Source organism: Vreelandella sulfidaeris Esulfide1, from assembly GCF_054072535.1.
The window spans coordinates 128522-153467 of sequence record NZ_JBSVSF010000002.1; the positions used below are offsets into that span (position 1 = coordinate 128522).

Genomic DNA, 24946 nt, shown 5'->3' on the forward strand with positions numbered 1-24946 from the left:
TCTGATCAGCTGAAAGCTGCAGATTTGCTGTGCAAGACAGCTTTACCTGGAGCGAAATGCCACAGGGATTCCTCAAGGAGGTTATTATCAGGACTGCTGACGTAAGCGCCCTTGCGTGATAGCCGAAAAGCCCGCGGGCCTTGTCGAAACAACCTGACAATCAACCTTAGAGGTCATCGTGATTAGCAATTTCCGTTTCCCATACCGTTCAATGAACGGCCTCGCCAATAAGATAGGGACATGGGTGACATCTGGGAAGTTAATATCGGAAAAAATAATCCCCAACCGACAATCTCGCTCAGTTGAGGGAAGGCTGGATAGGCAGGATTTGGCGGCCATGATCTTATTTCGAGCTGCCGTTAGTAGAATCAATTTCACAGGCGGTGAGCGCCCGAAGGTATCGCTTCAATGTCTCGCGATCGGTAATCGCAGTGCCCACCATGGCGCGGCCCCAGCGGCGCCCGCCTGAGTAAAATGTCTATTTCAGCACTTCTCCTTTATCTATCTTGTCTAGGCAGCATTACTGATAAGCTAGGTAGCTTGGGGGTTGGTTGAAATCGATTGTGACATCCCTGTCCGGTAGCTCCTCGCACTGACCGACAAGCTGGCGACCGCTTTCTCCCGGTAAGTCGATGCGAACGTCAATGTGTCCTATCTGTCTTCTGCATCGCATCTGCTCTCGAACGACCGAGAAGGGGGCCACCCATTGGCCATGAGGGTTTCGTCGAAGTTTCATCCAATAATATTCGATAGGCTTCATCCTGACGCCTTTCGGTACTGAGTTAACCCCGAAGCACAATAATCTATTCAATAGAAAATTCACGTTGTCGAGACGACGACGATTCAGCCCGTTGTTGATGATCCCTTCCCCGATGAGTTGTGATAACGCGATTAAGGCTCTAAGCGTAGCTTCATCTAGCGGTGGAAGAGGCATACCGTCTCTACCATAGCCCGATAAGGTGAGGGGGGTTTCCACAAACTGAGCTTGTCGATGAATCAGGCTATGGCGATACTCTATTGTAGACACGTAACAAGTCAGCATTCCTTCCCAGGTGCAGGTTTCCTCGGTTAGGATCACGCCATTCAGCGTACCGCTCATTGCGAGACGAGCCTTTTCCTTAATTGGCCAGAGCTTAGCTTCCCGCTGAGGTTTTATACCTTGTTCCGCCAGCGCAAGCTCGATCGTAAGATCAAGCACCTTCCAGGCTGCTCCAAACGCCAATGGCAAGAAAGCTGCACGTAGGCTGTCCTCTCGATTGGCTTGAATGTGGCTCGCCCCGTTCTGTATAACGTTTTTTCCTCCATCAATTAGGGGACGTATATCGATGTAGCTTCCAGATGTCTGGGCTGTCAGAGGTAAATACCGGTCAAGAGCAAAACGTTCAAAGGCAGTCTCTGCCTCGTACTCATTAATGTTAGTGATCATTGGTAGGGCCTATTACAAGCTACTGTTTAAACTTAAATCAGCTGGATGTGGCACCTAACTCACTTAGATTGGCAACAGTTTGGCGATTCAGACAGTCAGTCTTGCCCAGCTACCCTCCATTTCAACAGGGACTTCGATCCAAGTGAGGCGCAAACGACCGGCTACTTTCGCCAAGGCCTCGTATTCTGCAACTCCCAGGCAGCGTAACATCGTACCTTTCCCTGGATAATAAGGTGTTTCAGGATACTCTCTGAAAATTAGCTTCGGGTTGTATTCAGTTCCAGTACGGTCGTGTTTCCCACTGAAAGGGAATCCCTATTGACTGAGGTGTGATGCCGGCTTTTGAGAGCGTCGCAACTGGCAATGTTCTCATAACTGTCTTGAAGCGATCCTGCCAAGTTGTTGATGGATCGATCGCTTTCAAAAGTGCTTGGAGCGCGACGGTCCGGGAAAAGAAAAATCCTTGATCAGGGTTGCCTGGAAACTCGGAGTGGATAGCATTCGCGCTTTGAGGGCTGTCAGCGCCGACATTATTATTCCAGACCCTGCTATGGTGGGCACAATTATTACGCAGCATGGTTGTGCTTTTGAGCCACGACACAATGACCTTTTCATCGTAGCCAAACTGTGTAGCCACTCGCCTCCGATGTTCGCGATCAAGACTGGCAAGCAACCGCGACATTTGGCCAATGCTTAACTCCTCCAAGATTGTCCAGATCGGCGGATAAGGCGGCGTATGGTAAGTGTGGTAATAGTGCTTAATGGGGTTGGTAAGTCTCAATCCAAGACGTTCTTCATGAAATTGCGGTGCGCTTCCATGTCCTTGAAATGTTTGGTTTTGAGATAGAAGTGGGGGCCGCAGTCTTTGTCATTGGCCATAGCGTTAACTATGGCGGATCTGAACGCGACTTCTACTTGTTCAATAGCGTCAAGGAGCACTAGCCGAAGACTACGATCGAACTCGTAAAGCGCAAGAATATCGTCAAACCTTACACCCGGATAAAAACGTTTTTGATCATCCTGCAGCGGCCGCGTATAAATGAGCAGCTGGTAATACCCGACAAACTGAAGGACATTAAGTGCTTGTGATTGCTGACCTTTGGTGATGAGGCCCTTGGCGCGAAGATGACGAAGGTGGGCGTAAGAGGATTTTGCGGGTTTTGTGAAGTTTAGTTGTGGTTGCAGTTGTGGCCCCATACATTCTTTTACCACTAAAAAAACTAACCCCCTGGTGCGCAGTCAGGACGAATCCTGTGAGGCGTGGGGGTTATTCTTATCTTAAATAGTAGGCTTCTACTGTTCTCGTGTCAATCTAGACTGTTTCCTATCTTGAATGGGTACCCGTCCCAGGGGGAACCTTGGCTGATACAAGTCCACTTGCAGTAGTAGACTTCTACTGTGCCCATGCCAATCTAAGCTGTTTCTTATCCGTAATGGGTGCTCGGCCCAGGATGAACCTTGGCCAGGACTAGCCTACTTGCAGTTGTACGTTTTGTCTGAGGAGTAAAAGGCAGCTATAGGGGGAATGTTGCACCGGAATCCAACGTATAGCCTGTATAAAATTCATCGAATTTCACATGTTTGGTTGGAAGTACTTTACCTATACACCAAGATGAATATAGAAAAGCGACTGGACATTATCTTAGTAAACTTTATAAGCATCCACAGGGGGAAGCATGATTCTCGACGCTATCGATGGCTGGGACGATTACCCACGACGCATTTTTGACCGTGAAGCAACTATACGAGGTATTGCCGAATGGATTGATGCCGAAAGCAGTGTCATGCCTTACGCGGTCTTGCATTGTGATGGCGTTAGTTTTCGCGTGGCTGTGCGCGATTATGAAGAGCAAGATTTAATCTTGGCGGCCGATGAGTACGGGCATCGTTCAGCAGCAGGGGCTTTGGGCGCTTTCGGCGAGCTGATTGACACGGCAAAACGTCGAATGGAAGGAAAAGAGTCCTGGCCAGAAGGCCCGGCGCTAGATGAAATTAGGCTCTACCAGAAAGAGCGTGAAGTCGAAAAGCTCAACACTATGGTAATCCCCCCATTTTCAGAGGGTTTCAAAAGTAGAGTTCAGACCACAGCGGCCAGTTTCTGTTGAGGGGTGATCCCTCCAAGCCCCATATTAGGGCGCTCGTGATTGTAGTGCCAGAGCCAACGAGTGGCGTAATCCTGAACCTCTTCGGTACTTTCAAACAGGTATTGGGCTAACCAGTCATAGCGCACCGTTCGATTGTAGCGTTCTATATAAGCATTCTGCTGGGGTTTTCCTGGCTGGATAAACATCAGCTGAATACCTTGACCTTCCGCCCATGCCGATAACTTACCACTGATATATTCTGGCCCGTTGTCACAACGAATAGAGTGCGGCTTACCACGCCATTCAATGATCTGGTCTAGCGCCCGGATAACTCGTTCAGTAGGCAACGAGATGTCTACTTCGATACCAAGACCTTCTCGGTTAAAGTCGTCGATCACATTCAGTAGACGGTAGCGACGACCGTCGCTCAGTTGGTCATGCATAAAATCCATAGACCAGCTGTCATTAATCGTTTCAGGCACCGCTAAAGGTTCAGGCTTCTCGCGGATTAACCGTTTCTTCGGTTTGATCCGAAGATTCAGCTCCAACTCTCGGTAAATCCGGTAGACCCGCTTATGGTTCCAACGAAAGCCTTTCACATTACGTAGGTGCAGGAAGCACAAGCCAAAGCCCCAGTTTCTCTGGTTATGCGTCAGCGTGATCAACCAGTCGGCGATTTGATCGTTCTCGCCGCGGAGCTTCGCTTGGTATCGATAGCAATTTTCACTGATGCTAAACATCCAGCAGGCTAGGCGGATGCTGACGTGCTTTTCCATGACGGCTTTCTGCGCCATCTCACGGCGACGAGACGGCTTCACCACTTTTTTTCGATGGCTTCCTTGAGGATATCCGCTTTCAATCGTTCCTCGGCATACATCTTCTTGAGCCGTCGGTTTTCATCCTCTAGCTCTTTTAGCCGTGCCATCATGGACGCATCCATACCACCGAATTTAGCTCGCCACTTATAGAAGGTCGCGCTGCTCATACCGTGCTCACGACATAGCTCCGGAACCGGGGCACCGCCTTCGGCTTGCTTGAGGATTGACAGTATTTGGCTGTCAGAAAAACGTGATTTTTTCATGCAGAATCTCCCTGCGTTTAGCTTACGGAAAATTCTACTTTTGAGCACCCTGGTTTTTCGGGGGGATTACCCTATGGCCACGTTATTTATCCAGCGCGAACCCCATATCGTCAATGAAATAGAATACGGCGCTCAGCCGGGCCAACTCGATCTGGACGCTGCATCGCTGCCAGAATGCTTGTGGGATGAATTTGAAGCAGAAGGAGATAGCGTTTAAGCTCGTCTTAGAGGAAGAAATTTACCACCGCGTGAATAAGAAGTAACACGCTGCGAAGAATTGCCAGCCGGGTTTCTCTACATCCAGATGGCATGACACAACATCAAACACCAAAAGTCCGGCCCTATACGACGTTTTTTTAACCTGTTAAAAGAATATAGATAACACCTATGTCGACGGGTGTCGAAATGCAGGCCTAGTGGTTTAATAGGAGTAGGGCTTTTAGCGAAGCTGCTGGTTAATTCTAGTCAGACAAAAAACCGATGAGGTAGCACCGTGATTGAGTGCGAAGGCATGAAGGATGATGAGACGCCATGCGCGCGAGAAGCAGTTCACAATATACCAGCTGTGGTGTTCGGCCAGGAACGCCAATTATTGCTTTGTAATGACTGCGTGCCAAAATATGTAGAGGAAGAAGACGACCTCTAATTAGGTGCTATTACCTGCTACGTTCGCATGAATGGGTAAGCAGATTTTTCATAATGGCCAATATTTAAACCTTGATACCCGGCAATAAGCCGGGTTTTTGCGTCTCAATTAGCGAGGCTAATTGGAGAGTTAAGCTCAAGTCTGGTGTATGGGAGGAGGTAGGAAGGGTGGCGTATCCTGTTGATTGATCACGACCAAGATCTCAACCAACACGAGTGGATACGCCATGGCCGATTCTACCCTCCGGACTCTTTCACAACCAGAACCCCAGGTCGCTGACCCGCTGCACGAGCTGCTGCGCCAAGGTGCCCGTGACCTGATCGCCAAGGCCGTCGAGGCCGAGTTGGCCACCTTTCTGGCGCAGTATGCCGATCAGCGGCTCGACGATGGACGCCAGGCCGTGGTCCGCAACGGCTACCTGCCCGAGCGCACGGTCCAGACCGGGATCGGGGATGTCAGCGTGCAGGTGCCCAAGGTGCGTGACCGCAGTGGCGGTGGCGCTCGCTTCAACAGCAGCCTGCTGCCGCCCTATCTGAAGCGAGCCCGCAGCATCGAGGAGTTGATCCCTTGGCTCTACCTGAAGGGGATCTCCACTGGCGACTACCAGGAGGCGCTGGCGGCACTGCTGGGCGACCAGGCCAAGGGTCTGTCGGCCAACACTGTGTCACGGCTCAAGAAGCAGTGGGAGGACGAGCATACCGAGTGGCGAAAGCGGGACCTGTCAGACCGTCGCTACGTCTACTGGTGGGCCGACGGGGTGTACAGCAACGTGCGCATGGATGACCGCCTGTGCCTGCTGGTGATCATCGGGGTCACCGAGCAGGGCCGCAAGGAGTTGGTGGCCGTCGAGGACGGCTTCCGCGAGTCGGCGGACAGCTGGAAGACCCTGCTGACAGGCCTGCGAGAACGCGGCCTGACCCAGGCTCCCAAGCTGGCGGTGGGCGACGGCGCCATGGGGTTCTGGGCGGCCCTGAGCAAGATTTACCCGGAGACCGACCATCAGCGCTGCTGGGTTCACAAGACGGCTAACGTGCTGAACAAGCTGCCAAAGTCAGTACAGCCCAAGGTCAAGGCCGACCTGCATGACATCTGGATGGCCGAGACCCGCGACGAGGCGCACAAGGCCTTCGATCGCACGCTGAAACGCTTCGAGGCCAAGTACCCCAAGGCGATGGCGTGCCTGGCCAAGGATCGGGAGGAACTGCTGGCGTTCTACGACTACCCGGCAGAGCACTGGGTGCATATCCGCACCACCAACCCGATTGAGTCGACCTTCGCCACGGTCCGCCTGCGGAGCAAGCGCAGCCGGAACTGCGGCTCCAGAGCGACGACCCTGGCGATGGTCTTCAAGCTGCTCCAGAGCGCCGAGAAGCGCTGGAAGCGCATCAAGGGGTTCAGCAAGCTGGAACTGGTCGTGAACAACGTCCGGTTCCAGGATGGAGAGCAAGTAACCGATCAGTCAGACAGGACTGCCGCCTGACCGCCATCCACCAGATTTGACTATAACTCCTAATTGGATACAAAAAACCCAACGTCGCGGTACGTTGGGTTTTTCCGAATTAATATCTTACTAATTCAAACAGCTGCAAATCTTTCAATATGGTTCTGTTCTTTATGCTCGGCGTGCCATAGCTCATAGTTTGCCTGCATCGTTAGCCAGTGCTTGGCATTGCCAATTCCGCCATGCTCTAACTTAACGGCCAAATCGGGGGAAATAGCGGCATGCTCATGTAATACGCGTGAAACTGCTGCACGAGACATGCCTAACTTTTTGGAAAATTCAGTGACGTTCAGCCCCAGCGCTGGCACGATCCGACGGCGCAATAAGCTACCTGGGTGCGGCGGGTTCATCATGGTCATGTTTCAGTTCTCTCTCTCTACACAAATTGTGTATCGCATATTTGAGGTGTTGCATTCATGGCTACGTCTGCGAGGCCATCTTTCTCGGTGGCCCTTGATAACCGTACCGAGCCGGTTATCAAGGAACGCCGGGGTTAGTGGTAGTCTAAATAGTCAACAAGGTGTACATCTTCCCCATCAAACGTAAATATCACTACCCAATTACCGTTTACATGCACCGAAAAAAAGCCTTTTCTATCACCCTTCAAACTATGAAAATCAAATCCTGGCAAATTCATATCGTTTGGCTTAGTGGCTGCGTCCAGTGCAGCAAGTATGTCTCTTAAATCGTCTACATGGTTTGGTTGTACTCCTTGGGATTCTCCCTTCTCATAAAGACGTTTAAGCCCTTTGTGTTTGATCTTCTTTATCATCGCATTGCTTTGCTCCCTTGTTGTGAAACGCCCTCGAAGTGTAGCGCGTAACGCTACACGCGTCAATGACAGCTGAGGTAGAAACTGCTTAAAGGTGGCATGGCTGACAGTACAGGAGCAGTTGTTCCGCCAACTAGATTGGCCCCGATTGAGGTGAAAAAACGGGTGTGCTCATTAACGTGCTTCTCTCTCATTCCTGCAGTAGAACAGGTTTTAAGAGGGGGGGTGCTGTAAAGGGTCGACCTCTAGGCGATCTCCAGCGGCTATACCATGCTCATTGAAGTAGCCAGCGTTTACCTCCAGGGCCATCCAGAAGCGCGTGCCAGCTGGATAACGCGGACAGGCTTCTTTTTCTCTCGTGCAGGGGGCCATGCTGGTGATCGACTGGATCTCTCCGTCATGGTCGAGGAAGGCAATATCAAGCGGTATACGAGTTTGGTACATCCAGAAAGCATGATCGGTTGTCTGCTCCTCATCATAGACGAAGAGCATGCCAGCATCGGGAGCCATTGAGTCACGCTCCATTAGGCCATTGCGACGCTGGCGCGAGGTAGATGCCACCTCAAGCATGAGCGAATATCGGCCTTCCTTAGCGTGCAAAACACCAGAGGAAAATGCAGTGGCCTGTCGAAGAATCATCCCCGTGATTAGAGCAGTGCCAATCAAGAAAAGCGCCAAAATGCGGATACTTTTTCGGGTCGTGGGCCGATCGAATCCCACAAGCCTTTGTTGACGCTGAAACATTATCACCTGGGCTCCAGAATAAAATCAGAATGTCACTCCAAGATAGAGCCGAGGGTGACCGTAACGGTTAGGGTTTGGGGGAACATATTATGCTGGCGACCACATTACTGGTCCGCTGGCTGCGCCATGCTCACTGGGCCAGCCCAGCAGCCGTGCAGCACGCTATTGAATTTTCACACTTAGCAGCCCGGGTAACGCTCCCAGCAGCTAGCGCCAGCGAACTCGGCATCATCCAATGGCACCGATGGCCGCTTTGCTTAGGGGACGATATTGCCTACTGGCGACCAGGGCGAACGGGGCTGCAATGTCAGCGCTTGCCTTATCCAGCGGCCGCTGGACTCACATCGACCACCTACGATGACAACTTCAGCTGCTCGATCAGAGACATCATCTCCCTGGCGTCTGGGAAAGGCGATCTCGTCGGCTACGCCACTCTCGACGCCTATGCTATCGGCGAATGTCGCGAATTGGTTCACAACAACCGTGCCAGCATCGAACCTTTGCCCAACTGGCATGAACTCCGCTTCCATGGCGGTTCTGGCGCTGAAGAGTCAGTAGAAGGTTTCAGTTGGCGGCCCTGGGGATACCATCTAAACAACCAGGGTGGCGCCCATCACTTCGCTACAGCTTGTCTGATTGCTGGCTTCCTCGATCCTGAGCTGCGCATAAAAGCTCCCTTGACCAGGCATGAACTGAACACCGAGGTCGCCCAAGTTATTCTCAGCGCCTTCGACATCTGGTAATCCCCCCATTTTCAGAGGGTTTCAAAAGTAGAGTTCAGACCACAGCGGCCAGTTTCTGTTGAGGGGTGATCCCTCCAAGCCCCATATTAGGGCGCTCGTGATTGTAGTGCCAGAGCCAACGAGTGGCGTAATCCTGAACCTCTTCGGTACTTTCAAACAGGTATTGGGCTAACCAGTCATAGCGCACCGTTCGATTGTAGCGTTCTATATAAGCATTCTGCTGGGGTTTTCCTGGCTGGATAAACATCAGCTGAATACCTTGACCTTCCGCCCATGCCGATAACTTACCACTGATATATTCTGGCCCGTTGTCACAACGAATAGAGTGCGGCTTACCACGCCATTCAATGATCTGGTCTAGCGCCCGGATAACTCGTTCAGTAGGCAACGAGATGTCTACTTCGATACCAAGACCTTCTCGGTTAAAGTCGTCGATCACATTCAGTAGACGGTAGCGACGACCGTCGCTCAGTTGGTCATGCATAAAATCCATAGACCAGCTGTCATTAATCGTTTCAGGCACCGCTAAAGGTTCAGGCTTCTCGCGGATTAACCGTTTCTTCGGTTTGATCCGAAGATTCAGCTCCAACTCTCGGTAAATCCGGTAGACCCGCTTATGGTTCCAACGAAAGCCTTTCACATTACGTAGGTGCAGGAAGCACAAGCCAAAGCCCCAGTTTCTCTGGTTATGCGTCAGCGTGATCAACCAGTCGGCGATTTGATCGTTCTCGCCGCGGAGCTTCGCTTGGTATCGATAGCAATTTTCACTGATGCTAAACATCCAGCAGGCTAGGCGGATGCTGACGTGCTTTTCCATGACGGCTTTCTGCGCCATCTCACGGCGACGAGACGGCTTCACCACTTTTTTTCGATGGCTTCCTTGAGGATATCCGCTTTCAATCGTTCCTCGGCATACATCTTCTTGAGCCGTCGGTTTTCATCCTCTAGCTCTTTTAGCCGTGCCATCATGGACGCATCCATACCACCGAATTTAGCTCGCCACTTATAGAAGGTCGCGCTGCTCATACCGTGCTCACGACATAGCTCCGGAACCGGGGCACCGCCTTCGGCTTGCTTGAGGATTGACAGTATTTGGCTGTCAGAAAAACGTGATTTTTTCATGCAGAATCTCCCTGCGTTTAGCTTACGGAAAATTCTACTTTTGAGCACCCTGGTTTTTCGGGGGGATTACCATCTTTTGCGAGCCAGAGCACCACACAATGAACGAAGCGTTTATGAAGCGGATGGAGGCTGCGCAGATCCCATTCGCCATCTGTTCAGCACCCCCGCCGCGGCAGGATGGCCATCACCTTTTACTGTTGTCCTGTGAGAACAGCAAAGCCATGGGCGTAGCCGATATATTCCGAGCTTACGGCTGGCTCGATTTCTGCGACCTCTTACGCAAGCAGGCGAAACAACAATAGAAAAAAACTGGGCACATCCATTGGACAGGGCTGACATCAGCTGGTGTTATTGCGGCAGCGCGTAGAACCACCAGGCTGTTAGCGGGCTTTGAAAGTACAGTGATTAGCAACGCATATAAGGAGAATGAACTTGGCAAAGATTAAACACGACGCAGAGGCGTTTCACGCCGAGATAGCTATGCGCGTTTACGATGAATCTGTGACCGACGCTATTGACGTTATCACTCGTGATGGTGAGCCAGAAACCCTGCTGGCAGTGGTGCGAAGCCTTGTTGATTTTAACGTGTATTACAGCAATCAGAAAAACTATAAGACGTACCAACACGCCTATGCTGCTATCGGTGCTGCAATTGATAAGGCGAACCCAGAGCATCAGCCACTAAACAAACACTGGAATAAATGAATCTTAATAGGGAAATAATATTTATCACTTTGCCTAGGTATAGAAAAGCCCCTGCCAGCCAGTGGAAGGGGCTTAGAATAGATCCTCTTCGTCACACTTCAGTGCTACCGAAAGTGGATGCTACCAACGTTGTGATGATCGCATTAGCTCTTTCTACGCTAGTGATGGAAGAGCTCAATCAACAACACACGACGAATATTAAGGGTTTGACGGTAGCCAAGCCGTTGTTCTCCAAAGGGCTGAAAAAACGCTCTGCCTTGTCTTTATCGACATTCACGACGAATGAAGTGTCAGTTCTTCATAAACACTGTTGATATTGTCGTCTTCTTTATTACTCGGTTCCGGCTTCGGATACAGAGGTTCGATAAGCCCGTTGGATAATGCTAGTAAATCGCCAAGCTGTTCGTAATCGAAGCTAACGCCATCTGCATTGCGTTGCTCAAGGCGTGAAATGGCATCTGATATAGCGGTCATGGTGTGATCCTCCACCCCTAAAGGAGGTAATGCCTGTATCAGCGGCTGTCCGTTGTCCCAACCGATTTTAATAGGTTGGTTGATGATATTGACCTGGGTGCCCGCCGGTATGCGGTCAAAAATTGATTCAATATCGGCAGGCAACATGCGTATACAGCCACGGCTTGCACGCATGCCAATGCCATCGGGCTGGTTGGTACCGTGAATCAAATAGCCATCGAAGCCTAAGATAATGGCGTGGTCTCCCAGCGGATTATCGGGGCCGGGCGGGACAACACTTGGCGCGGTTTCGCCGCGTGCTTCAGCTTCACGTTTTACCGACTCAGGCGGGTACCATGCGGGGTTTTTAATGTTCATGGTGGTCTCGGTCACACCGAGAGGGGTATCAAACCCTTCGCGACCAATGCCAATAGGATAGGTCTCAACACGCGGTGTCTCACCGTTTTTGACATCTGGGTAGTAGTAAAGCCGCAGCTCGGCAATATTTATAACGATCCCAGTACGCTCTACATTCGGCAGAATAAAACGTCCCGGAATAGTCACTTCCGTGCCCACCCCTGGAACCCAGATGCTGACCTCTGGGTTTGCACGGATCATCTCCAAATAGCCAAGGTTGTGACGCTTGGCAATATCTATCAAGGTATCGTCGTAATCCTTCACTGTGAAGGTGTCAGCCTCTCCGATAATATTGCCTTCCTCAGGTAGCGGGTAATGCCCCTTAGGCCATTCCGTCTCCTGGGCAGTGGAAGGTTGTGCCGCCATGGCGACAGGGACCCATGCCAGAGACGAAACCATCACACTCACGATGAAGCCGATCTGCATTGGCCATGGGAGGAGTCTCTTAAGTATTGCTGCGTTCTTTGCCAAGAGCATCGCTAGGTTCCTTTTTCATCTAATGCGTCGTTTTTTGATCGAGATAAGTTTAGTTGTAATCCGAGCAGCGTCAGCAAGGCAGCGAGTATCCAAGCGGGGCCACTACCGGTGCGTGTGAAAGGAGTTAGGCCCTGCATCGGGGTCACCTCGCCAGTTAAACTGGCCGGTTCAAACTGTGGGGCACGGGCTGTGACGTGGCCTTGTGAATCGATGATGGCCGTCACGCCATTACTGGTAGCTCGAAGTAGGTGACGACCATTTTCTAAGGCACGTAGACGCGCCATTTGAAGATGTTGGTGTGGGCCAATGGAACGCCCAAACCACGTATCGTTGGAAACCGTTAATAGCAGCTCGGCATTACGCGCCTGTTGGGCGACATGGTCGGCGAAAATGATCTCGTAACAGATGGCAGTGCCAATGGTAGTGCCAGCCACGTGTAACGGAGCCTGTCCGTCTGACCCTGGGGTCAGGCGGGGTGCTGGCAAGTCGAAAAAAGCAAGGGTGTCAGCGAGGAGGCTTTGGAATGGCAAATACTCGCCAAAGGGTACTAAGTGCGCTTTCTGGTATTCGCCTTGCACATCATTTAGCCCTATGACGCTGTTATAAGAGCGCCCTTCACTGTCGCGTTGCAAAATGCCGGTCAACAAGGAGGTGTTAGGCCCCAGGTCGGACGCTACTTGCTCCAGTATTCGCTGTGCTTCCTGCTCAAGCATGGGAAGGGCTGCCTCGGGCCAAACGATGAGATCGATGTCCCTTGCTTGCTCTTGTGTCATCGTTGTGTAGATATTGACCGCCTCGCGCTGCCCTTGGGCAGTCCACTTAATGCGCTGGTCAAGATTCCCTTGCAGCAATGCCACCCGGATGGGCTTGCCAGCCGGGGTTGTCCATTGGGCGGGCAATAGGAATGGAACGATCCACAAGGCGGCCATTGGGACAAGGAAAACCCAGCGGCGACGCAGAACCTCTACCCCTAACGTACCTGTCAGCGCGGTCATGAGTGACAGCAAGTACACACCACCAACGGGCGCCCATGGGGCTAGTGGAGAATCAATCTGAGAGGTGCCGAGCAATAACCAGGGAAAGCCGGTGAGCAACCAAGTGCGTAGCCATTCGCTCACCACCCACATACCGGCAAAGCTAAGAAAGGCGAACCGTGGCCCCGTGATGCGTCGATAGAGCCCAAAGGGGATTGCAAAGAAGAGCGCCAGGACGCTGACAAAAAGAGTGGTGAGGAACATCGCCACCAAGGCCCCGGTGCCACCGAAGTCGTGAATAGCAACGAAGACCCACGATGTGCCAGAACCGAACAGGCCTACCCCATAGCACCACCCACGCAGGGTGGCCATGGCAGGCGTTAGCGACGCTATCTTCCAATAGACCAGTGCCACGGCCACTGGGCCAAGCCACCATAGGGAAAAGGGGGCGGCACTCAAGGTGGTCAGCACCCCAGCGGCTAGCGCTACAACGCAATCGACTGTTGGTGAGAGTCGCCCAGCCACAAACGTATATTTTTTTTCTTGATCGACTGAGTCCATACCGTTACTCAGAGCGCTTAAAAGCAGGACTTTCACGCCATAACGCCACTGCGAACATCAATACACCGGCAAATAGCGCGATATCGGCCATGTTAAAGGCGGGCCAATGCCATTCGCTCCAGTAAACGTCCAGATAGTCGACGACGTACCCACGCGCTAACCGATCAACGGTATTGCCGAGTGCGCCGCCAAGAATCAGACTGTACGCACAGGCTTCCAAGCGCGGCAGGGGTTTGCATAGCTGCACGAGCAATACGACGACCACCACCAACGCTAAACCAAGAAAGAGGTAGCGCTGCCAACCACCTGCCTCCGCGAGAAAGCTAAAAGCGGCTCCTGTATTACCGGTGTATACCCAGTTAAAAAACGGCGTTAGCGGAATGACTTGGCCAAACGACATCTGGGCATGCACGATTTCTTTGACCAGTTGATCGGCTAGAGCCAACACGCAAGCAAATGTGAACCATGGCCAACGTCGTGAAGGGCTGTCGTGTTGCGCTGTTCTCATGACGTTGTTTTTCCTTGTGACAGGCCTGTCAATGCGGTACTGGGCGAAAAGCGATAACCCAGCAGTCGCATGGCGTTCAACGTCACCAGGACGGTAGCACCGGTATCGGCCATCACCGCAATCCACATACCGGTAATACCCAGCGCTGTGGTGACCAGGAAAATGGCTTTTAAGCCAAGGGCGAGAACAACGTTGGTTTTCACATTGCGTAGCGTGGCACGAGAGAGGTCTATCAGCTCAGCGATGCCGGTAACGCGGTTCTTGAGCAAGGCTGCATCGGCGGTTTCCAACGCCACATCCGTGCCGCCACCCATCGCGATACCCACATCGGCTGCCGCGAGTGCCGGTGCATCGTTGATGCCATCGCCTACTTTACCGATGGGGCCACGACCTGTCGCTTGCCAGTCTCGAACATACGCTGCCTTGTCTTCAGGCATTAGTTCGCCGTACGCTTCAATGCCTAAGCGACCCCCAGTGGCAGCGACGGTGCGGGCATTATCACCGCTGAGCATGACCGCCTGTACGCCTAAACGGGATAGCGCCGCTAGGCCTTCAAGGGCATCTTCGCGTGGCTCATCGCGAACAGCGATCAAGCCCAACAAACGCTCGCCTTCGACGAGGAGAGCGAGGCTCTTACCGGCTTCTTCTAACGCGATAATCCGAGCACTGAGACTTTCCTCCAGGATGACTTTCTCGTGAAGGTGACGAGGCGTCATTAAGCTCAGCTCGCGACCCTCCACCTGGCCTGAGACACCGCGCCCCGCCAGAGCGCGGCTGCCGGTGGCGGTGGGGAGGTTTAGGCCCGATTGTCGGGCATGCTCAACGATAGCCGTGGCGATAGGGTGACTGGAATCTCGCTCTATCGCGGCGGCGAGCCGCAATACGCTGTTATCGTCTTCCTCAGCGATCCAAGACTCCACATCTGTGACTCTTGGAGTACCCGCAGTGAGGGTGCCCGTTTTATCTAATGCCACCAAGCGAAGCTTACCTAACTGTTCAAGAACGGCTCCCCCTTTGATCAATAGGCCGCGCCGAGCGCCCGCCGAGAGGCCTGCGGCGATGGCGGCTGGGGTGGAAATGACTAACGCGCAGGGGCATGCGATTAACAGCAATGCTAACGCACGGTAAATCGACTCCGACCATGCCATGGTCGATACCAGCGGTGGCACTATCGCCATCAGGAGGGCGAGTAAGACGACGGCGGGCATATAGTAATACGCAAAACGATCAATAAAGCGTGCTATCGGTGCCTTGGCGGCCTGTGCTTCTTCAACCAGGCGAATAACGCGTGCGATCGTATTGTCATCAGCGCCTCGTGTTACCTCCACCTCCAGGGCGGCATCAAGATTCACTGTGCCAGCAAAAATGTCATCACCAGGCGCTCGCGAACGGGGTATGGACTCGCCGTTTACCCGGCGAGTCGTCAATGTCGGAGGTGCCCACCAGGATGCGTCCATCGCAGGGAACGCGATCACCGGGCCGCACCAGCACACGCTGGCCGGGTTTAAGTGACTCCGCCGAGACGTCACGCAGATGGCCATTGTCCATCAGCCTCGCCGTTGAGGGTGCTAAATTTGCCAAGGCTGAGATACTGCGGCGCGCCCGTGAAGCAGCTACCCCTTCGAGTAGCTCACCTACGGCGAACAAGAACACGACCATCGCAGCTTCAGCGGCAGCATTGATGGCCAATGCGCCAAGCGCAGCGATGCACATCAGCATCTCGATGGTAAAGGGGTTGCGCATTTTGAGGGCGCCCCAGGCACTCTGCGCAATGGGCATTAAGCCGACCAGCGTGGCCAGAATGAACGGCACATTACCCAGCGCAGGCCATGCTAAACGAAGCGCGAAGGCTACGATCAGCAGATTTCCTGTGATAATGACCAAGCGCCCTTTAGCGGTTTGCCACCAAGGGGATGAAGCACCAGATGCGCGTGTTTGGCCATCAGGGGAAGTCACTTGATAGCCTAGTTCGTTCAGAATGCCCTCAATGGTCTTTCGCGAGGGGGCCCCGTGATCATGGTGATGAATCTTCACCGATCCCGTGACCGAGCTTGCCGTGACTTCCTCAATGCCGTCCAGCCGCTCTAGCGCCGACACGACCTTGCGCTCACAACCGCCGCAGTCCATGCCTTCAACACGCAGCGTCAAAAAGGTAGTCGCTGTCGCCTGCGTTGATGTTTTCATGGTGCCTCTTCTCTCAATGGGCTATGGTTTTGAAGTGTAAACCTTGTAGCAACTATAGCTTCAAGCCCTACGTAAGGAGTTTTACCATGTCGATGATGGGGCAAAGTATCAGCATTGGTGAGTTAGCACGACGAGCCGATTGCACTCCCACATCCTCGACATTGTGATGGCTTGGTCGACGGCCCATCGCATATACCGCTGAAAGGCCTCGACTGTCTCTGGATTGTTGGGGTTCATCACAGACTGGTTAAGCAGCATGTCGCGCTGCTTGGCTTGAAACTCGAAGCTCCCCCTCTGGGTCGACAAAACCACAAGAGGGCTCCCACTGTTCTGGGTCCGTACAATCCAGCTCCTCTTCAGGCGCCTTGGCCATCGGTATCTCGACTGGGGGCTCTTCGGGCTCTTCTTCCTCATCATCATCTAAGTGCCCCCAGAACCAACCGCATTCGCGAGCATTATTGCTATCAAGGCAGGCTTGCCCTCGGTCTCCACCAGGCTGGGCTATAGCGGTCGAACTCAGCGTTAGCAAAAGCGCCAGCATTAGCCGCAGAAATGGCGCCGGCAAAGGGCCAGCGGTAATGTGTTTCATAGCACAAGGCTCCGTATCAATATCGCGGCAATGGCCCAGGCCAACAGCACGGGCCAAAATTCTGAAGTGCCGCCATCCCACAGCTTCAGGGAATGGCGTTTGGCGGGGTGCCACACAGGCACTCCCAAAGGGGTGCCAGCATCTCCAATGACGTGAGAGAGCCCACCAACCGAGAAACCTAAGAGAAGGGCGGCAAGCAATGGCGCATCAGGTAGCCAAACGGCCGATGCCACTGCCAGCCCTAGCCAAGGGAGCAACCAGTGGGTCACAGTCCTATGGGGTATGAGCGTGGCTGGACCAATGCGGATCTCCAGCCAGTCAGGTGCCGTTGATCCAGGCAGCGCCATCGCCGCCACCGCCAGCGCAGACATCCCGCCATAAAAGGGGGTCATAATCGCACCAGCCGATGCGCCAAGCGCCAGGCCGAATAATCGATGAGCGTTCCCGGTCAAGCTGCCTCCAAATACCTGTGTCATGCACGCGAAAAAGCCCCAACTCCACAAAGGGATGGGGCTATGGAACGTTAAGCATGTTGGGATTGCTGTCGCTGGATAATTCGGCGTCGCTGTGCGATCGCTCCCTTGAGCCGAGCTGACAGGTGTGCATCCAGTTGAGCGCTATTGACCCAGCGTTCGGCCGAAACCAATCGCTCAACATCTGAGTTTTCAATCTCCGCTAGAATCGCTTCGCGCGATGCCAAACGGTGACCGTTCGATACCCGCTGCTCTGATGGCTCAGGCTCTCCTCGAGAGAGAAGCACTGAGGATTCCACAGCGGCGTTATAGGCAGCATTTCCATCATCGTCCGGGCCTTGAGCAAGGCCTAGAAGAGCCATCAACCCATAGCGACGTGCATACGTCTGGGCTGACGCCACACCATGGCTATCAAGGGTCTCAACGGGCATCTCACAGTAAGAGCCAATGTACTCCCCAGAAGGACCATGAATGAGCATGGTCTCCATCACCATAGCCCCCACTGTTCCGGGCACAGGTGCCTGAACCAGTGCAATTTCAAACTTATTCAAGACGGCACGAATGCTGCCGATTATAATTGCGAGGCTTGCATAGCGGTTGTCGTACATCGGATTCGTAGAATCCGGTGCGATCAGACCACCAAGCTCAGCCTGCACTGAAGCCAGGGCTTTGCCGATTCTGGCGATCGAGTCACTGCGATTCATAACGTGCTCTCCTCTCATCCCCCAGGTATCGGGGTCTCATGAGGGGTAGGGGCGCTACTGACAGACAAACGGGAGGTGGTATTGAGATTACCGAGAGGAGTGGCAACGCCGCTGAAGTGACACGATCCAGCGGATAAATCAAACAAACGTTTAATTTAAAAGAAAGTAGGGAGAAGTGATGCACCACGCAAGGGAACTAGAATCATTCCCTAGGCCCCATATAACCTTAGTCTCAGAACGAATAACAGATAATAAAAGCAAGGCTTGTTATGGAATGACAGATAGGGCGGTAACTTTGGACCCTGTGCTCAGAGCCTTGAGCACAGAATCACCGCCCGGAGGCATGCTATCCACGCTAAAAAGCGCCAATGCCACAGAAATGCGCTTCAAGCGAGGTAGAGTGAAATGACCTAAGTGATCAGTAGCTGCTTGACCCAAACAGATTCAGCAAATATATAAAAATGCATCCTTCCTCCCGAATCCCATCATGCTGAAAATGAAAAACCCTCCTGACAATGGATGTCAGAAGGGTTTGAAGGGTTAAGCAGCTTTGCTCTTGCGGGGAAATCCCGTGAGCCCACTACTGGTGTACACATCAGCCCAATCAACGCTCACATCAGTTGAGCTGGATGCATCAGGGATCTTTATCGAAGCTCGAATCCCTTTCTCTAAAAGCCGAGCCTGGAGCACTTCCGCTGCGTCCTGACCAGCCTTGCGTCCTTTCCTGTCGGGTAGGTCACGATCAGCCCAAATAACGACTTCCGTGACACCCTCAGGCGGCTCGAACGACCTCATTAGGGAAGCTGACAGTACCGGCCAGACAGGCATTCCCGTAGCAGCCCGAATAGCTAGCGAGGTCTCAATACCCTCAGCCACACCGATAACGCCGGCTGTAGCTGTGCCTAAGCGAATAGCACCACCGTGGACATCACCATCCTTCACCACAGGGAACAGCTTTTTAGCCTTGCTCACAGGCGCCTTCTCTACCACACCATTTTCTGTGCGGTTGAGATACGTCCTATGCATCGTGACAGGCTTTCCAGCCGCATCCCTGACAATGGTTATCAGTGCAGGGTAGTAGCTAACCACTTTGCCTTTCTCGATGTAGGCCATCCTAGGGTGGAGGCGTGCCTCCGTCTCGAGAACGCTAAGCATCGGCTTTACAGGCAACCCGCGGAACTGCAAGTAGCTCGCCAGCATGAAGCGACCTTCGCCTCTTCCCAGGGGTAGAGCTTCTTCCCAGCGCTTGCGCAGCGTTGGCCGGATGTCCTGCTTTTCCTCGACCTGCCGTGGCGGTGGCCGTGATACTGTAGGCGCCAGCGGCTCAACGGATTGTTCACCGAGAGCCCCCATTACCTGCTCCAGTATTTCGGGAAGAGCCCAGCCTTTCAGCTCTTTCAACAGGCTAAAACCATCCCAGTTACCGCAAGTGCAAATGGCCGTACCCCGTTGCTTGAAGCCGCGATCGAGGCGGAAGTCTTCCTTGCCACCATGTATCGGGCAATCGATGTGATGTCCCGGGTGGGCAATTGCATGCTCCAGCTCGGGGCACAGTGCCTGAAAGACCGTATCCCATTGACCTTCCGCGACACGCTTCACATCAGCAATTTCGTACTTGTTGCTATTCCTCATGATCTGCTCCTCTCTCATTTCCGGTCACCCGGATCTCACAATTAGATAGGGCGACCAGTGACGGCTATGAAGAGGTAGGGGAGACACTGCCACCAAATAAAAATGTTCCGCATGCGAAACAATGGCAGTTGGAAGTCCTATACAGAGAAAAGCCCCTCCCGATTAATCGGAGAGGGGCTTGAAGGGTGCCTAGTCGTTCAGTGTGTGGCTAAGCCGCGGAATGCGTCTTGAGCCACTTCTGTTGCCAGGCAGCTTTGTCCTGCTCACTAATACTTTGCAAGCAGTTGCCAATGAGGCGGGCCACAGCACGAAATGCACAATGCACCACTACTTGGCCCAGCAGTAACTCGACCAAGCATGGTCACGCATACCGAGCTATACGGAACTGCTTCATCACTTCGGGGCAGAGGGATTGCGGCGTGTGAGGCTCCCTATGTGATGGTTGCATGAAGAGCAAGGGGTAGAGCCGGATCACCAAGCAAAGCGGATCGACTCAGAGAAAAGACGTATACAAGCGTGTCTCAGTTCTATGCCGTCCGCTTCGCTATCAGACCAAGTGCTGCAAGCCTGTTGGCTGTAATTGGAAACCCGTATAGAGGCGGGCACAACGTCCCACACCTCCGCACGACTTGCACTAAGCGCGGCAGCCGCATTGTTACTCAATACTGACAGAGAGGGACAGCGGCTACCTAACCAGGGCGATGTGGACAGTTACTTGAGTGCGGTGCCCGGACAAGCAGCCTTGGTGACGGGGTTTACCAATTTCTTAAATCGCCAGCATGCCACCACACTGACCCCTAGGGTGGATGAGAAACGGGCAAGAAAACGGCGAAAAGAAAAGTTGGCTCGCACCATGATTCAAATGGCTAAGTGTACTGATCAAGGGGAGGAGTGGAAGGAACGATGGATCGTCACTACCATGGAATACTGTCATGACAAGAAAGTATCTAAAAAAGCACTCCGTCAACAGACCATAGAGCATTCAGGAGACGGGGTTCGGGTTAGCATGGAGGGCGTGAGCTACTGGCTGCCTATTGTATAAGAGTAAAACGTTAGCTCTGCTGTTTGTCGTTAGGTGCGCTATGGGGGCCGCCCCGGCCTTTTGGCCGGAGCGGTTCAGTTAAGGGAATTAAAGCATACCTTTTAGCTCCCCGTAGTCTCCTCCAACACGCAAGACCACGGTCACGTCGTTGTCATTGCGGTTACGGAAGAACCAGCCGTGGTTGCCGGTGAAAGCAGCTTCCAGCTCTCCCTCATCTTCGGGTACGCCACGCCCCTTCTCGTAGCTGATGGAGTTCCCATTGCCATCGCCGTGGGTGTCAAAATTAAGTGGCCCGCCGTCGGACGCCCAAGCGAATGTCGCGACAGCACCTTCTTCCATCGTTAGCTTATACTCGGTACCTTCACCCGGCGTGAGTGTGAAGGTCACCTCATCACCCCATGCCGCAGTTTCTTCAGTTGCCTGGGAAGGTGTCTCCTCAGCGGCAGGAGCGTCAGCAAGCGCTACGTTTGCTTCAGTCTGCACCATCTCTTGGTCTTCTGGTAACGAAGCGGCTACCTGCTCCGTCTCTACGTCTGAAGTTGGCGCAGCAGTAGCGGTTGCAGCCGAAGGTTGGCTATCACTAACGGCCTCTTGAGGTGCAGCGGGTTCAGAAGCCTGTTGGACACTGGCTTGGTCGAGCTCGGCTTCCTCAGCCAACTGGGTCTTGATTTCTCCCATCTCCGTCAGCCCCAACAAGCGCCCAGCGCCGGTCGGGTCAATGGCATACTCAGCAGGTAGCACGACGCTGATCAGCAAAGCGACGGCAATAACGACTGCCATCAACGTAGAGCGAAGTAACTTACCCGTTGACGGCAGTTCGGCACGGGTTGGAAGATCAGTGTTATACATTGGGGACTCCTTCAATTAGGCAATGAAATAGCCGGTCAGTTGATAACCTACCAGCATAAAACCAGCACACATCATGGCGACGTTGGCGGTATAGGCGTGGCGTAAGAAGCCCGTAGTGCGTCGCCAGAAGCCCATCACAATGAGAATGGCGCTCAATGCCAGTAGCTGGCCGATCTCTACGCCTATGTTGAATGCCAGAAGGTTAGGGACGAGACCATCGGGCGAGATATCGTACTCAATGATCTTGCTCGACAGGCCAAAGCCATGAAACAGACCGAACACCAACGTGGCTACCTTGGTGTTGGGCTGAAAGCCGAGCCAGCGCTGATACGCACCGATGTTATCGAGCGCCTTGTAGATAACGGATAGCCCGATGATGGCATCGATCAGATAGCTATTGATGCCGATATTGAAGTAGACCCCGAGAAGCATGGTCGTCGAGTGACCGATGGCAAAGAGGCTGACGTAAATAGCGATATGCTGCATTCGGTAGAGGAAAAAGATGACCCCTAACAAAAACAGGATGTGGTCATACCCCGTTACCATGTGCTTGGCACCGAGATACATAAACGAGATCAGATTAACGCCATAGATCTCTTGGATGTAGCCCTTGTCACCCTCAGCAACCGCGTGAGCAAAGGCCTCGCCACTGGCACCCAGCAGCATGAACAACAGTGTTAGAAAGGCTAAGGCGTGGCGTCGTGCCATCATAGGCAAGCCGAGCGCACCCCTTACTTGGGATGGAAACATGCAACCTCCACGGGTCTGTCATTAGTGTTGGCCATCGGATGGATGGCCCCAGTCATCAAGCGACGACTGGCCGTGGAGGGCGCTCCAAGCGGTAGACACGACGCAGGGGAAAAGCGCGTCGTTCGCCTAGCCGCATGGCATGACGAACGTTTGGTGCGATGGCAATGTTCGCCCCCAAGCGATCCGCTTGTTCGTGGAAGTGACTGCCGCTCTCATGAGAGAGGTGTCGACCGTCATCGTGTTCATGCCCATGGGTATGCCCATGGCCCTTCTGAACACTCTCATGGTGAGATGACTCAACGCCAACCATGCTCATTGCGCCATGCGCACTCGCTTCGCCCACACTGGTAAGCACCAGGCTAGGCAAAAACAGCAGTAGCAGGGTCAGATAGCCAAGACGGTGGCGCAGCCGATTGAGCATTTAGAGCAACCAAGACAAAAATTGACGATAAAAAATGTAGATAACAATTTGCTTACGCTGTAGCTCCGCATAGCACCAATAGATTATCATCCCCTCCAGGGGGATAGGAATAGAATAAGGAAAAGAAAATGACAATACATACACACCAGTCACATCCCGATATCATCAAGCGCTTAAACCGGGCTCGGGGACACCTTTCGAGCGTGACGCAGATGATAGAGGATGGTCGCCACTGTCTAGACATTGCCCAGCAGCTTCATGCGGTTGAGAAAGCTATTCAACAGGCCAAACGTACCTTGGTTTTAGATCATATCGATCACTGCCTAGAAGATGCCTTGGGCTCTCAGGATCAAACGCAGCGGGCGCGGACTGAAGAGTTCAAGGCCATTGCCCGCTACCTGTAAATGCATCTAAGCTCCCCTCACTTGAGGAACGCTCTATGCTCGATGTACTCGCCCATCGCGTCTATCGCCATCTCTTTTTCGCTCAGGTCATTGCACTGATTGGCACCGGTCTGACCACCGTTGCCCTAGCGTTACTGGCTCATGATCTTGCTGGGGGGCAGGCGGGTGTCGTACTAGGCACAGCGCTGGCGATTAAGATGGTCGCCTACGTGGGCATTGCTCCACTGGTGGGTGCTTACGCCTCACGCCTACCTCGACGCACGTTGTTGGTTAGCCTCGACTTGCTGCGAGCAGCCGTGGTTTGCGCACTGCCTTTTGTTACCGAAGTGTGGCAAATCTATGTGCTGATCTTTCTACTCAATGCTTGCTCAGCAGGCTTCACTCCCGTTTTCCAGGCGACAATACCGGACATCCTAGAAGACGAAGAGCAATACACACGAGCATTATCCCTGTCACGCCTTGCCTACGATTTAGAGAATCTTCTTAGCCCGATGGTGGCCGCGGCATTGCTGATGGCGATGAGCTTTGATGTCCTGTTTGTACTCAACGCCCTGGCGTTCGTGATCTCTGCCTCACTGGTTATATCGGTGATGTTACCTGAGCCACAACCACTAGAGGAAATTCCCGGTGTTTGGCGTCGCGTTTCTCACGGCATACGGATTTATCTAAAAACACCTCGCCTTCGCGGTCTGTTGGCGTTGAACTTGGCGGTCTCAGCCGCCGGAGCGATGCAGATCGTCAATACGGTAGTGCTTGTTCGCTCTATGTTGGGGCTTGGCGAGAAAGAAGTAGCTTTGGCCTTTGCGGCCGCAGGTGGGGGCTCCATGCTGGTGGCCGTACTGCTACCTAAGGTACTGGATCGATTGCCTGAACGACCAGTCATGCTGTTGGGTGGCGTTATCATGGCGCTCAGTCTCTACTTGGGCTGGCTAGGCCCATCGTTTGCGGGACTTGTCGGGCTATGGTTGCTACTGGGTGCAGGCGCTTCGATGGTCATGACCCCTACAGGGCGCTTGCTCAAGCGTTCGTGCCAGACGGAGGATCGTCCAGCGCTATTTGCTGCCCAATTCTCGTTGTCACACTGTTGCTGGTTGATCACCTATCCGTTGGCAGGCTGGCTGGGGATAAACCTGGGTCTGACGGGAACGTTCGCTTTGCTCGGGACAGTAGCTTTAACGGCGACAGGGCTTGCGATGCTTACTTGGCCTCGTCGAGACTCAAGAGAGATTGCGCATGAGCACTCGCCTATACGTCATAGCCATCTTCACTATCACGATGAACACCATCAACACGAGCATGAAGGGTGGGAGGGGCCGGAACCTCATAGCCATCCCCACCATCATCCCAGAAATGTGCATCGGCACATATTTGTCATTGATAACCACCATACACGATGGCCTTCGTGACACATTAAGGCTGACAAGTTAATAGATGCCTATTAGGTTAAATCACTACGGGTGATGCCTACTTTACTGAAGGCATTCACCCCAGAAGCTTCGCAGGGAACATTTTCCTTCTTGGGCTTAAGGTGCTTGAACGTATCGGCGATCCCTGGGCAGTGGCCAGCCAATTACTCAGCTATCTTGCTGCTGGTGTGGTGTTACCCCCACGTCACACTGACCACTAGACCGTTGGGCGTGCGATTACTAAGCGTAAGGCGTGCGTTTTGGCGCTGGGCCAACTC

Annotated in this window: 26 protein-coding genes and 1 pseudogene; 8 read left to right on the forward strand and 19 right to left on the reverse strand. The window is 53.2% G+C overall.

Annotated elements, in window-relative coordinates; translation table 11 throughout:
* Positions 1-520: 520 nt before the first annotated feature.
* From ACW44H_RS20390 to ACW44H_RS20400, 3 genes are all read right to left on the reverse strand, one after another.
* Entirely contained in the window at positions 521-1426 is a 906-nt protein-coding gene (locus ACW44H_RS20390; protein WP_035561768.1) for a hypothetical protein, read from the reverse strand.
* Positions 1427-1700: 274 nt separating this feature from the next.
* Complete coding sequence (locus ACW44H_RS20395) at positions 1701-2207, reverse strand: Abi family protein (protein ID WP_206604591.1); 507 nt, start codon at positions 2205-2207, stop codon at positions 1701-1703.
* Positions 2204-2623: an Abi family protein gene (locus tag ACW44H_RS20400; protein WP_052703835.1), complete on the reverse strand. Its 420-nt coding sequence runs from the start codon at positions 2621-2623 to the stop codon at positions 2204-2206. Before ACW44H_RS20400 ends, ACW44H_RS20395 begins: the two co-directional genes overlap by 4 nt.
* A gap of 479 nt (positions 2624-3102) precedes the next feature.
* On the opposite strand from ACW44H_RS20400, the gene ACW44H_RS20405 reads away from it, so the two are divergent.
* The gene (locus ACW44H_RS20405) at positions 3103-3531 is read left to right on the forward strand and encodes a hypothetical protein (RefSeq protein ID WP_457509112.1); all 429 of its coding nucleotides are present in this window, start codon (positions 3103-3105) and stop codon (positions 3529-3531) included.
* On the opposite strand, the gene ACW44H_RS20410 is transcribed toward ACW44H_RS20405, so the two are convergent.
* Positions 3504-4591 (reverse strand): IS3 family transposase gene (locus tag ACW44H_RS20410; RefSeq protein WP_253504891.1). Its coding sequence is split into 2 segments (ribosomal slippage): positions 3504-4330 and positions 4330-4591, totalling 1089 coding nucleotides; the frame shifts between segments, so codons are not numbered across the junction. The two genes, ACW44H_RS20405 and ACW44H_RS20410, sit on opposite strands and share 28 nt — an antisense overlap.
* A gap of 73 nt (positions 4592-4664) precedes the next feature.
* Here ACW44H_RS20410 and ACW44H_RS20415 point away from each other — a divergent pair.
* Both ACW44H_RS20415 and ACW44H_RS20420 read left to right on the forward strand, forming a co-directional pair.
* A complete protein-coding gene (locus ACW44H_RS20415) occupies positions 4665-4808 on the forward strand; it encodes a hypothetical protein (protein WP_457509113.1) in 144 nt (47 codons plus the stop codon).
* Between the two features lie 655 nt (positions 4809-5463).
* Positions 5464-6717, forward strand: coding sequence for an IS256 family transposase (locus ACW44H_RS20420; RefSeq protein ID WP_113271324.1), 1254 nt, complete (start codon positions 5464-5466; stop codon positions 6715-6717).
* Positions 6718-6812: 95 nt separating this feature from the next.
* Here ACW44H_RS20420 and ACW44H_RS20425 read toward each other — a convergent pair whose 3' ends face one another.
* The 3 genes from ACW44H_RS20425 to ACW44H_RS20435 form a co-directional block, all read right to left on the reverse strand.
* Positions 6813-7091, reverse strand: a complete 279-nt coding sequence (locus ACW44H_RS20425) for a HigA family addiction module antitoxin (RefSeq protein ID WP_035561890.1) — start codon at positions 7089-7091, stop codon at positions 6813-6815.
* Between the two features lie 140 nt (positions 7092-7231).
* On the reverse strand, positions 7232-7510 hold the full coding sequence (locus ACW44H_RS20430) for a type II toxin-antitoxin system RelE/ParE family toxin (protein WP_035561763.1): 279 nt from the start codon (positions 7508-7510) through the stop codon (positions 7232-7234).
* A gap of 213 nt (positions 7511-7723) precedes the next feature.
* Entirely contained in the window at positions 7724-8080 is a 357-nt protein-coding gene (locus ACW44H_RS20435) for a DUF192 domain-containing protein (protein ID WP_052703836.1), read from the reverse strand.
* A 263-nt stretch (positions 8081-8343) separates the two neighbouring features.
* Here ACW44H_RS20435 and ACW44H_RS20440 point away from each other — a divergent pair, with 263 nt between their 5' ends.
* On the forward strand, positions 8344-8997 hold the full coding sequence (locus tag ACW44H_RS20440; protein WP_457509114.1) for a DUF6685 family protein: 654 nt from the start codon (positions 8344-8346) through the stop codon (positions 8995-8997).
* A gap of 34 nt (positions 8998-9031) precedes the next feature.
* On the opposite strand, the gene ACW44H_RS20445 is transcribed toward ACW44H_RS20440, so the two are convergent.
* A protein-coding gene (locus ACW44H_RS20445; protein ID WP_253504891.1) for an IS3 family transposase occupies positions 9032-10119 on the reverse strand; the annotation gives its coding sequence in 2 pieces (ribosomal slippage) (positions 9032-9858 and positions 9858-10119; 1089 coding nt in all).
* A 432-nt stretch (positions 10120-10551) separates the two neighbouring features.
* On the opposite strand from ACW44H_RS20445, the gene ACW44H_RS20450 reads away from it, so the two are divergent.
* Positions 10552-10824, forward strand: coding sequence for a hypothetical protein (locus ACW44H_RS20450; protein ID WP_127062892.1), 273 nt, complete (start codon positions 10552-10554; stop codon positions 10822-10824).
* Positions 10825-11097: 273 nt separating this feature from the next.
* On the opposite strand, the gene ACW44H_RS20455 is transcribed toward ACW44H_RS20450, so the two are convergent.
* The 8 genes and pseudogenes from ACW44H_RS20455 to ACW44H_RS20490 all read right to left on the reverse strand — a co-directional run bounded on the left by ACW44H_RS20455 (position 11098) and on the right by ACW44H_RS20490 (position 19796).
* The gene (locus ACW44H_RS20455; RefSeq protein ID WP_239392762.1) at positions 11098-12120 is read right to left on the reverse strand and encodes a L,D-transpeptidase family protein; all 1023 of its coding nucleotides are present in this window, start codon (positions 12118-12120) and stop codon (positions 11098-11100) included.
* 53 nt (positions 12121-12173) lie between these two features.
* Complete coding sequence (gene lnt / locus ACW44H_RS20460; RefSeq protein WP_035556060.1) at positions 12174-13706, reverse strand: apolipoprotein N-acyltransferase; 1533 nt, start codon at positions 13704-13706, stop codon at positions 12174-12176.
* A 4-nt stretch (positions 13707-13710) separates the two neighbouring features.
* The gene (gene lspA / locus ACW44H_RS20465) at positions 13711-14214 is read right to left on the reverse strand and encodes a signal peptidase II (RefSeq protein WP_035556057.1); all 504 of its coding nucleotides are present in this window, start codon (positions 14212-14214) and stop codon (positions 13711-13713) included.
* Positions 14211-16398 (reverse strand): annotated as a pseudogene (locus ACW44H_RS20470) (heavy metal translocating P-type ATPase). Before ACW44H_RS20470 ends, lspA begins: the two are co-directional and overlap by 4 nt.
* 247 nt (positions 16399-16645) lie before the next feature.
* On the reverse strand, positions 16646-16987 hold the full coding sequence (locus tag ACW44H_RS20475; RefSeq protein WP_457509115.1) for a hypothetical protein: 342 nt from the start codon (positions 16985-16987) through the stop codon (positions 16646-16648).
* On the reverse strand, positions 16984-17439 hold the full coding sequence (locus ACW44H_RS20480) for a metal-dependent hydrolase (RefSeq protein ID WP_146779542.1): 456 nt from the start codon (positions 17437-17439) through the stop codon (positions 16984-16986). Before ACW44H_RS20480 ends, ACW44H_RS20475 begins: the two co-directional genes overlap by 4 nt.
* A 71-nt stretch (positions 17440-17510) precedes the next feature.
* Positions 17511-18164: an ERF family protein gene (locus tag ACW44H_RS20485; protein ID WP_167408823.1), complete on the reverse strand. Its 654-nt coding sequence runs from the start codon at positions 18162-18164 to the stop codon at positions 17511-17513.
* 540 nt (positions 18165-18704) lie between these two features.
* Positions 18705-19796 (reverse strand): DUF7146 domain-containing protein, encoded by a 1092-nt coding sequence (locus ACW44H_RS20490; protein ID WP_052703833.1) that lies wholly within the window; start codon positions 19794-19796, stop codon positions 18705-18707.
* A gap of 580 nt (positions 19797-20376) precedes the next feature.
* On the opposite strand from ACW44H_RS20490, the gene ACW44H_RS20495 reads away from it, so the two are divergent.
* Positions 20377-20838 carry a hypothetical protein gene (locus ACW44H_RS20495; protein ID WP_241524643.1) on the forward strand — a complete coding sequence of 154 codons (462 nt, stop codon included), beginning with the start codon at positions 20377-20379 and terminating at the stop codon, positions 20836-20838.
* Positions 20839-20925: 87 nt separating this feature from the next.
* Here ACW44H_RS20495 and ACW44H_RS20500 read toward each other — a convergent pair whose 3' ends face one another.
* From ACW44H_RS20500 to ACW44H_RS20510, 3 genes are all read right to left on the reverse strand, one after another.
* Positions 20926-21687 carry a hypothetical protein gene (locus tag ACW44H_RS20500; RefSeq protein ID WP_113270634.1) on the reverse strand — a complete coding sequence of 254 codons (762 nt, stop codon included), beginning with the start codon at positions 21685-21687 and terminating at the stop codon, positions 20926-20928.
* Positions 21688-21702: 15 nt separating this feature from the next.
* The gene (locus tag ACW44H_RS20505) at positions 21703-22353 is read right to left on the reverse strand and encodes a HupE/UreJ family protein (protein ID WP_035561902.1); all 651 of its coding nucleotides are present in this window, start codon (positions 22351-22353) and stop codon (positions 21703-21705) included.
* 139 nt (positions 22354-22492) lie between these two features.
* A complete protein-coding gene (locus ACW44H_RS20510) occupies positions 22493-22858 on the reverse strand; it encodes a hypothetical protein (RefSeq protein WP_035561818.1) in 366 nt (121 codons plus the stop codon).
* Between the two features lie 128 nt (positions 22859-22986).
* Here ACW44H_RS20510 and ACW44H_RS20515 point away from each other — a divergent pair, with 128 nt between their 5' ends.
* Positions 22987-23262 carry a metal-sensing transcriptional repressor gene (locus ACW44H_RS20515; protein ID WP_176304217.1) on the forward strand — a complete coding sequence of 92 codons (276 nt, stop codon included), beginning with the start codon at positions 22987-22989 and terminating at the stop codon, positions 23260-23262.
* A gap of 35 nt (positions 23263-23297) precedes the next feature.
* Positions 23298-24668 carry an MFS transporter gene (locus ACW44H_RS20520; protein ID WP_035561811.1) on the forward strand — a complete coding sequence of 457 codons (1371 nt, stop codon included), beginning with the start codon at positions 23298-23300 and terminating at the stop codon, positions 24666-24668.
* Positions 24669-24946: the final 278 nt, after the last annotated feature.

Coding starts and splice junctions, on each gene's coding strand:
- ACW44H_RS20390 (WP_035561768.1), bottom strand. CDS start 1,426: ATGATCACTAACATTAATGAGTACGAGGCAGAGACTGCCTTTGAACGT.
- ACW44H_RS20400 (WP_052703835.1), bottom strand. CDS start 2,623: ATGGGGCCACAACTGCAACCACAACTAAACTTCACAAAACCCGCAAAA.
- ACW44H_RS20405 (WP_457509112.1), top strand. CDS start 3,103: ATGATTCTCGACGCTATCGATGGCTGGGACGATTACCCACGACGCATT.
- ACW44H_RS20415 (WP_457509113.1), top strand. CDS start 4,665: ATGGCCACGTTATTTATCCAGCGCGAACCCCATATCGTCAATGAAATA.
- ACW44H_RS20420 (WP_113271324.1), top strand. CDS start 5,464: ATGGCCGATTCTACCCTCCGGACTCTTTCACAACCAGAACCCCAGGTC.
- ACW44H_RS20425 (WP_035561890.1), bottom strand. CDS start 7,091: ATGATGAACCCGCCGCACCCAGGTAGCTTATTGCGCCGTCGGATCGTG.
- ACW44H_RS20430 (WP_035561763.1), bottom strand. CDS start 7,510: ATGATAAAGAAGATCAAACACAAAGGGCTTAAACGTCTTTATGAGAAG.
- ACW44H_RS20435 (WP_052703836.1), bottom strand. CDS start 8,080: ATGCTTGAGGTGGCATCTACCTCGCGCCAGCGTCGCAATGGCCTAATG.
- ACW44H_RS20440 (WP_457509114.1), top strand. CDS start 8,344: ATGCTGGCGACCACATTACTGGTCCGCTGGCTGCGCCATGCTCACTGG.
- ACW44H_RS20455 (WP_239392762.1), bottom strand. CDS start 12,120: ATGCAGATCGGCTTCATCGTGAGTGTGATGGTTTCGTCTCTGGCATGG.
- lnt (WP_035556060.1), bottom strand. CDS start 13,706: ATGGACTCAGTCGATCAAGAAAAAAAATATACGTTTGTGGCTGGGCGA.
- lspA (WP_035556057.1), bottom strand. CDS start 14,214: ATGAGAACAGCGCAACACGACAGCCCTTCACGACGTTGGCCATGGTTC.
- ACW44H_RS20475 (WP_457509115.1), bottom strand. CDS start 16,987: ATGAAACACATTACCGCTGGCCCTTTGCCGGCGCCATTTCTGCGGCTA.
- ACW44H_RS20485 (WP_167408823.1), bottom strand. CDS start 18,164: ATGAATCGCAGTGACTCGATCGCCAGAATCGGCAAAGCCCTGGCTTCA.
- ACW44H_RS20490 (WP_052703833.1), bottom strand. CDS start 19,796: ATGAGGAATAGCAACAAGTACGAAATTGCTGATGTGAAGCGTGTCGCG.
- ACW44H_RS20500 (WP_113270634.1), bottom strand. CDS start 21,687: ATGTATAACACTGATCTTCCAACCCGTGCCGAACTGCCGTCAACGGGT.
- ACW44H_RS20505 (WP_035561902.1), bottom strand. CDS start 22,353: ATGCTGCTGGGTGCCAGTGGCGAGGCCTTTGCTCACGCGGTTGCTGAG.
- ACW44H_RS20510 (WP_035561818.1), bottom strand. CDS start 22,858: ATGCTCAATCGGCTGCGCCACCGTCTTGGCTATCTGACCCTGCTACTG.
- ACW44H_RS20515 (WP_176304217.1), top strand. CDS start 22,987: ATGACAATACATACACACCAGTCACATCCCGATATCATCAAGCGCTTA.
- ACW44H_RS20520 (WP_035561811.1), top strand. CDS start 23,298: ATGCTCGATGTACTCGCCCATCGCGTCTATCGCCATCTCTTTTTCGCT.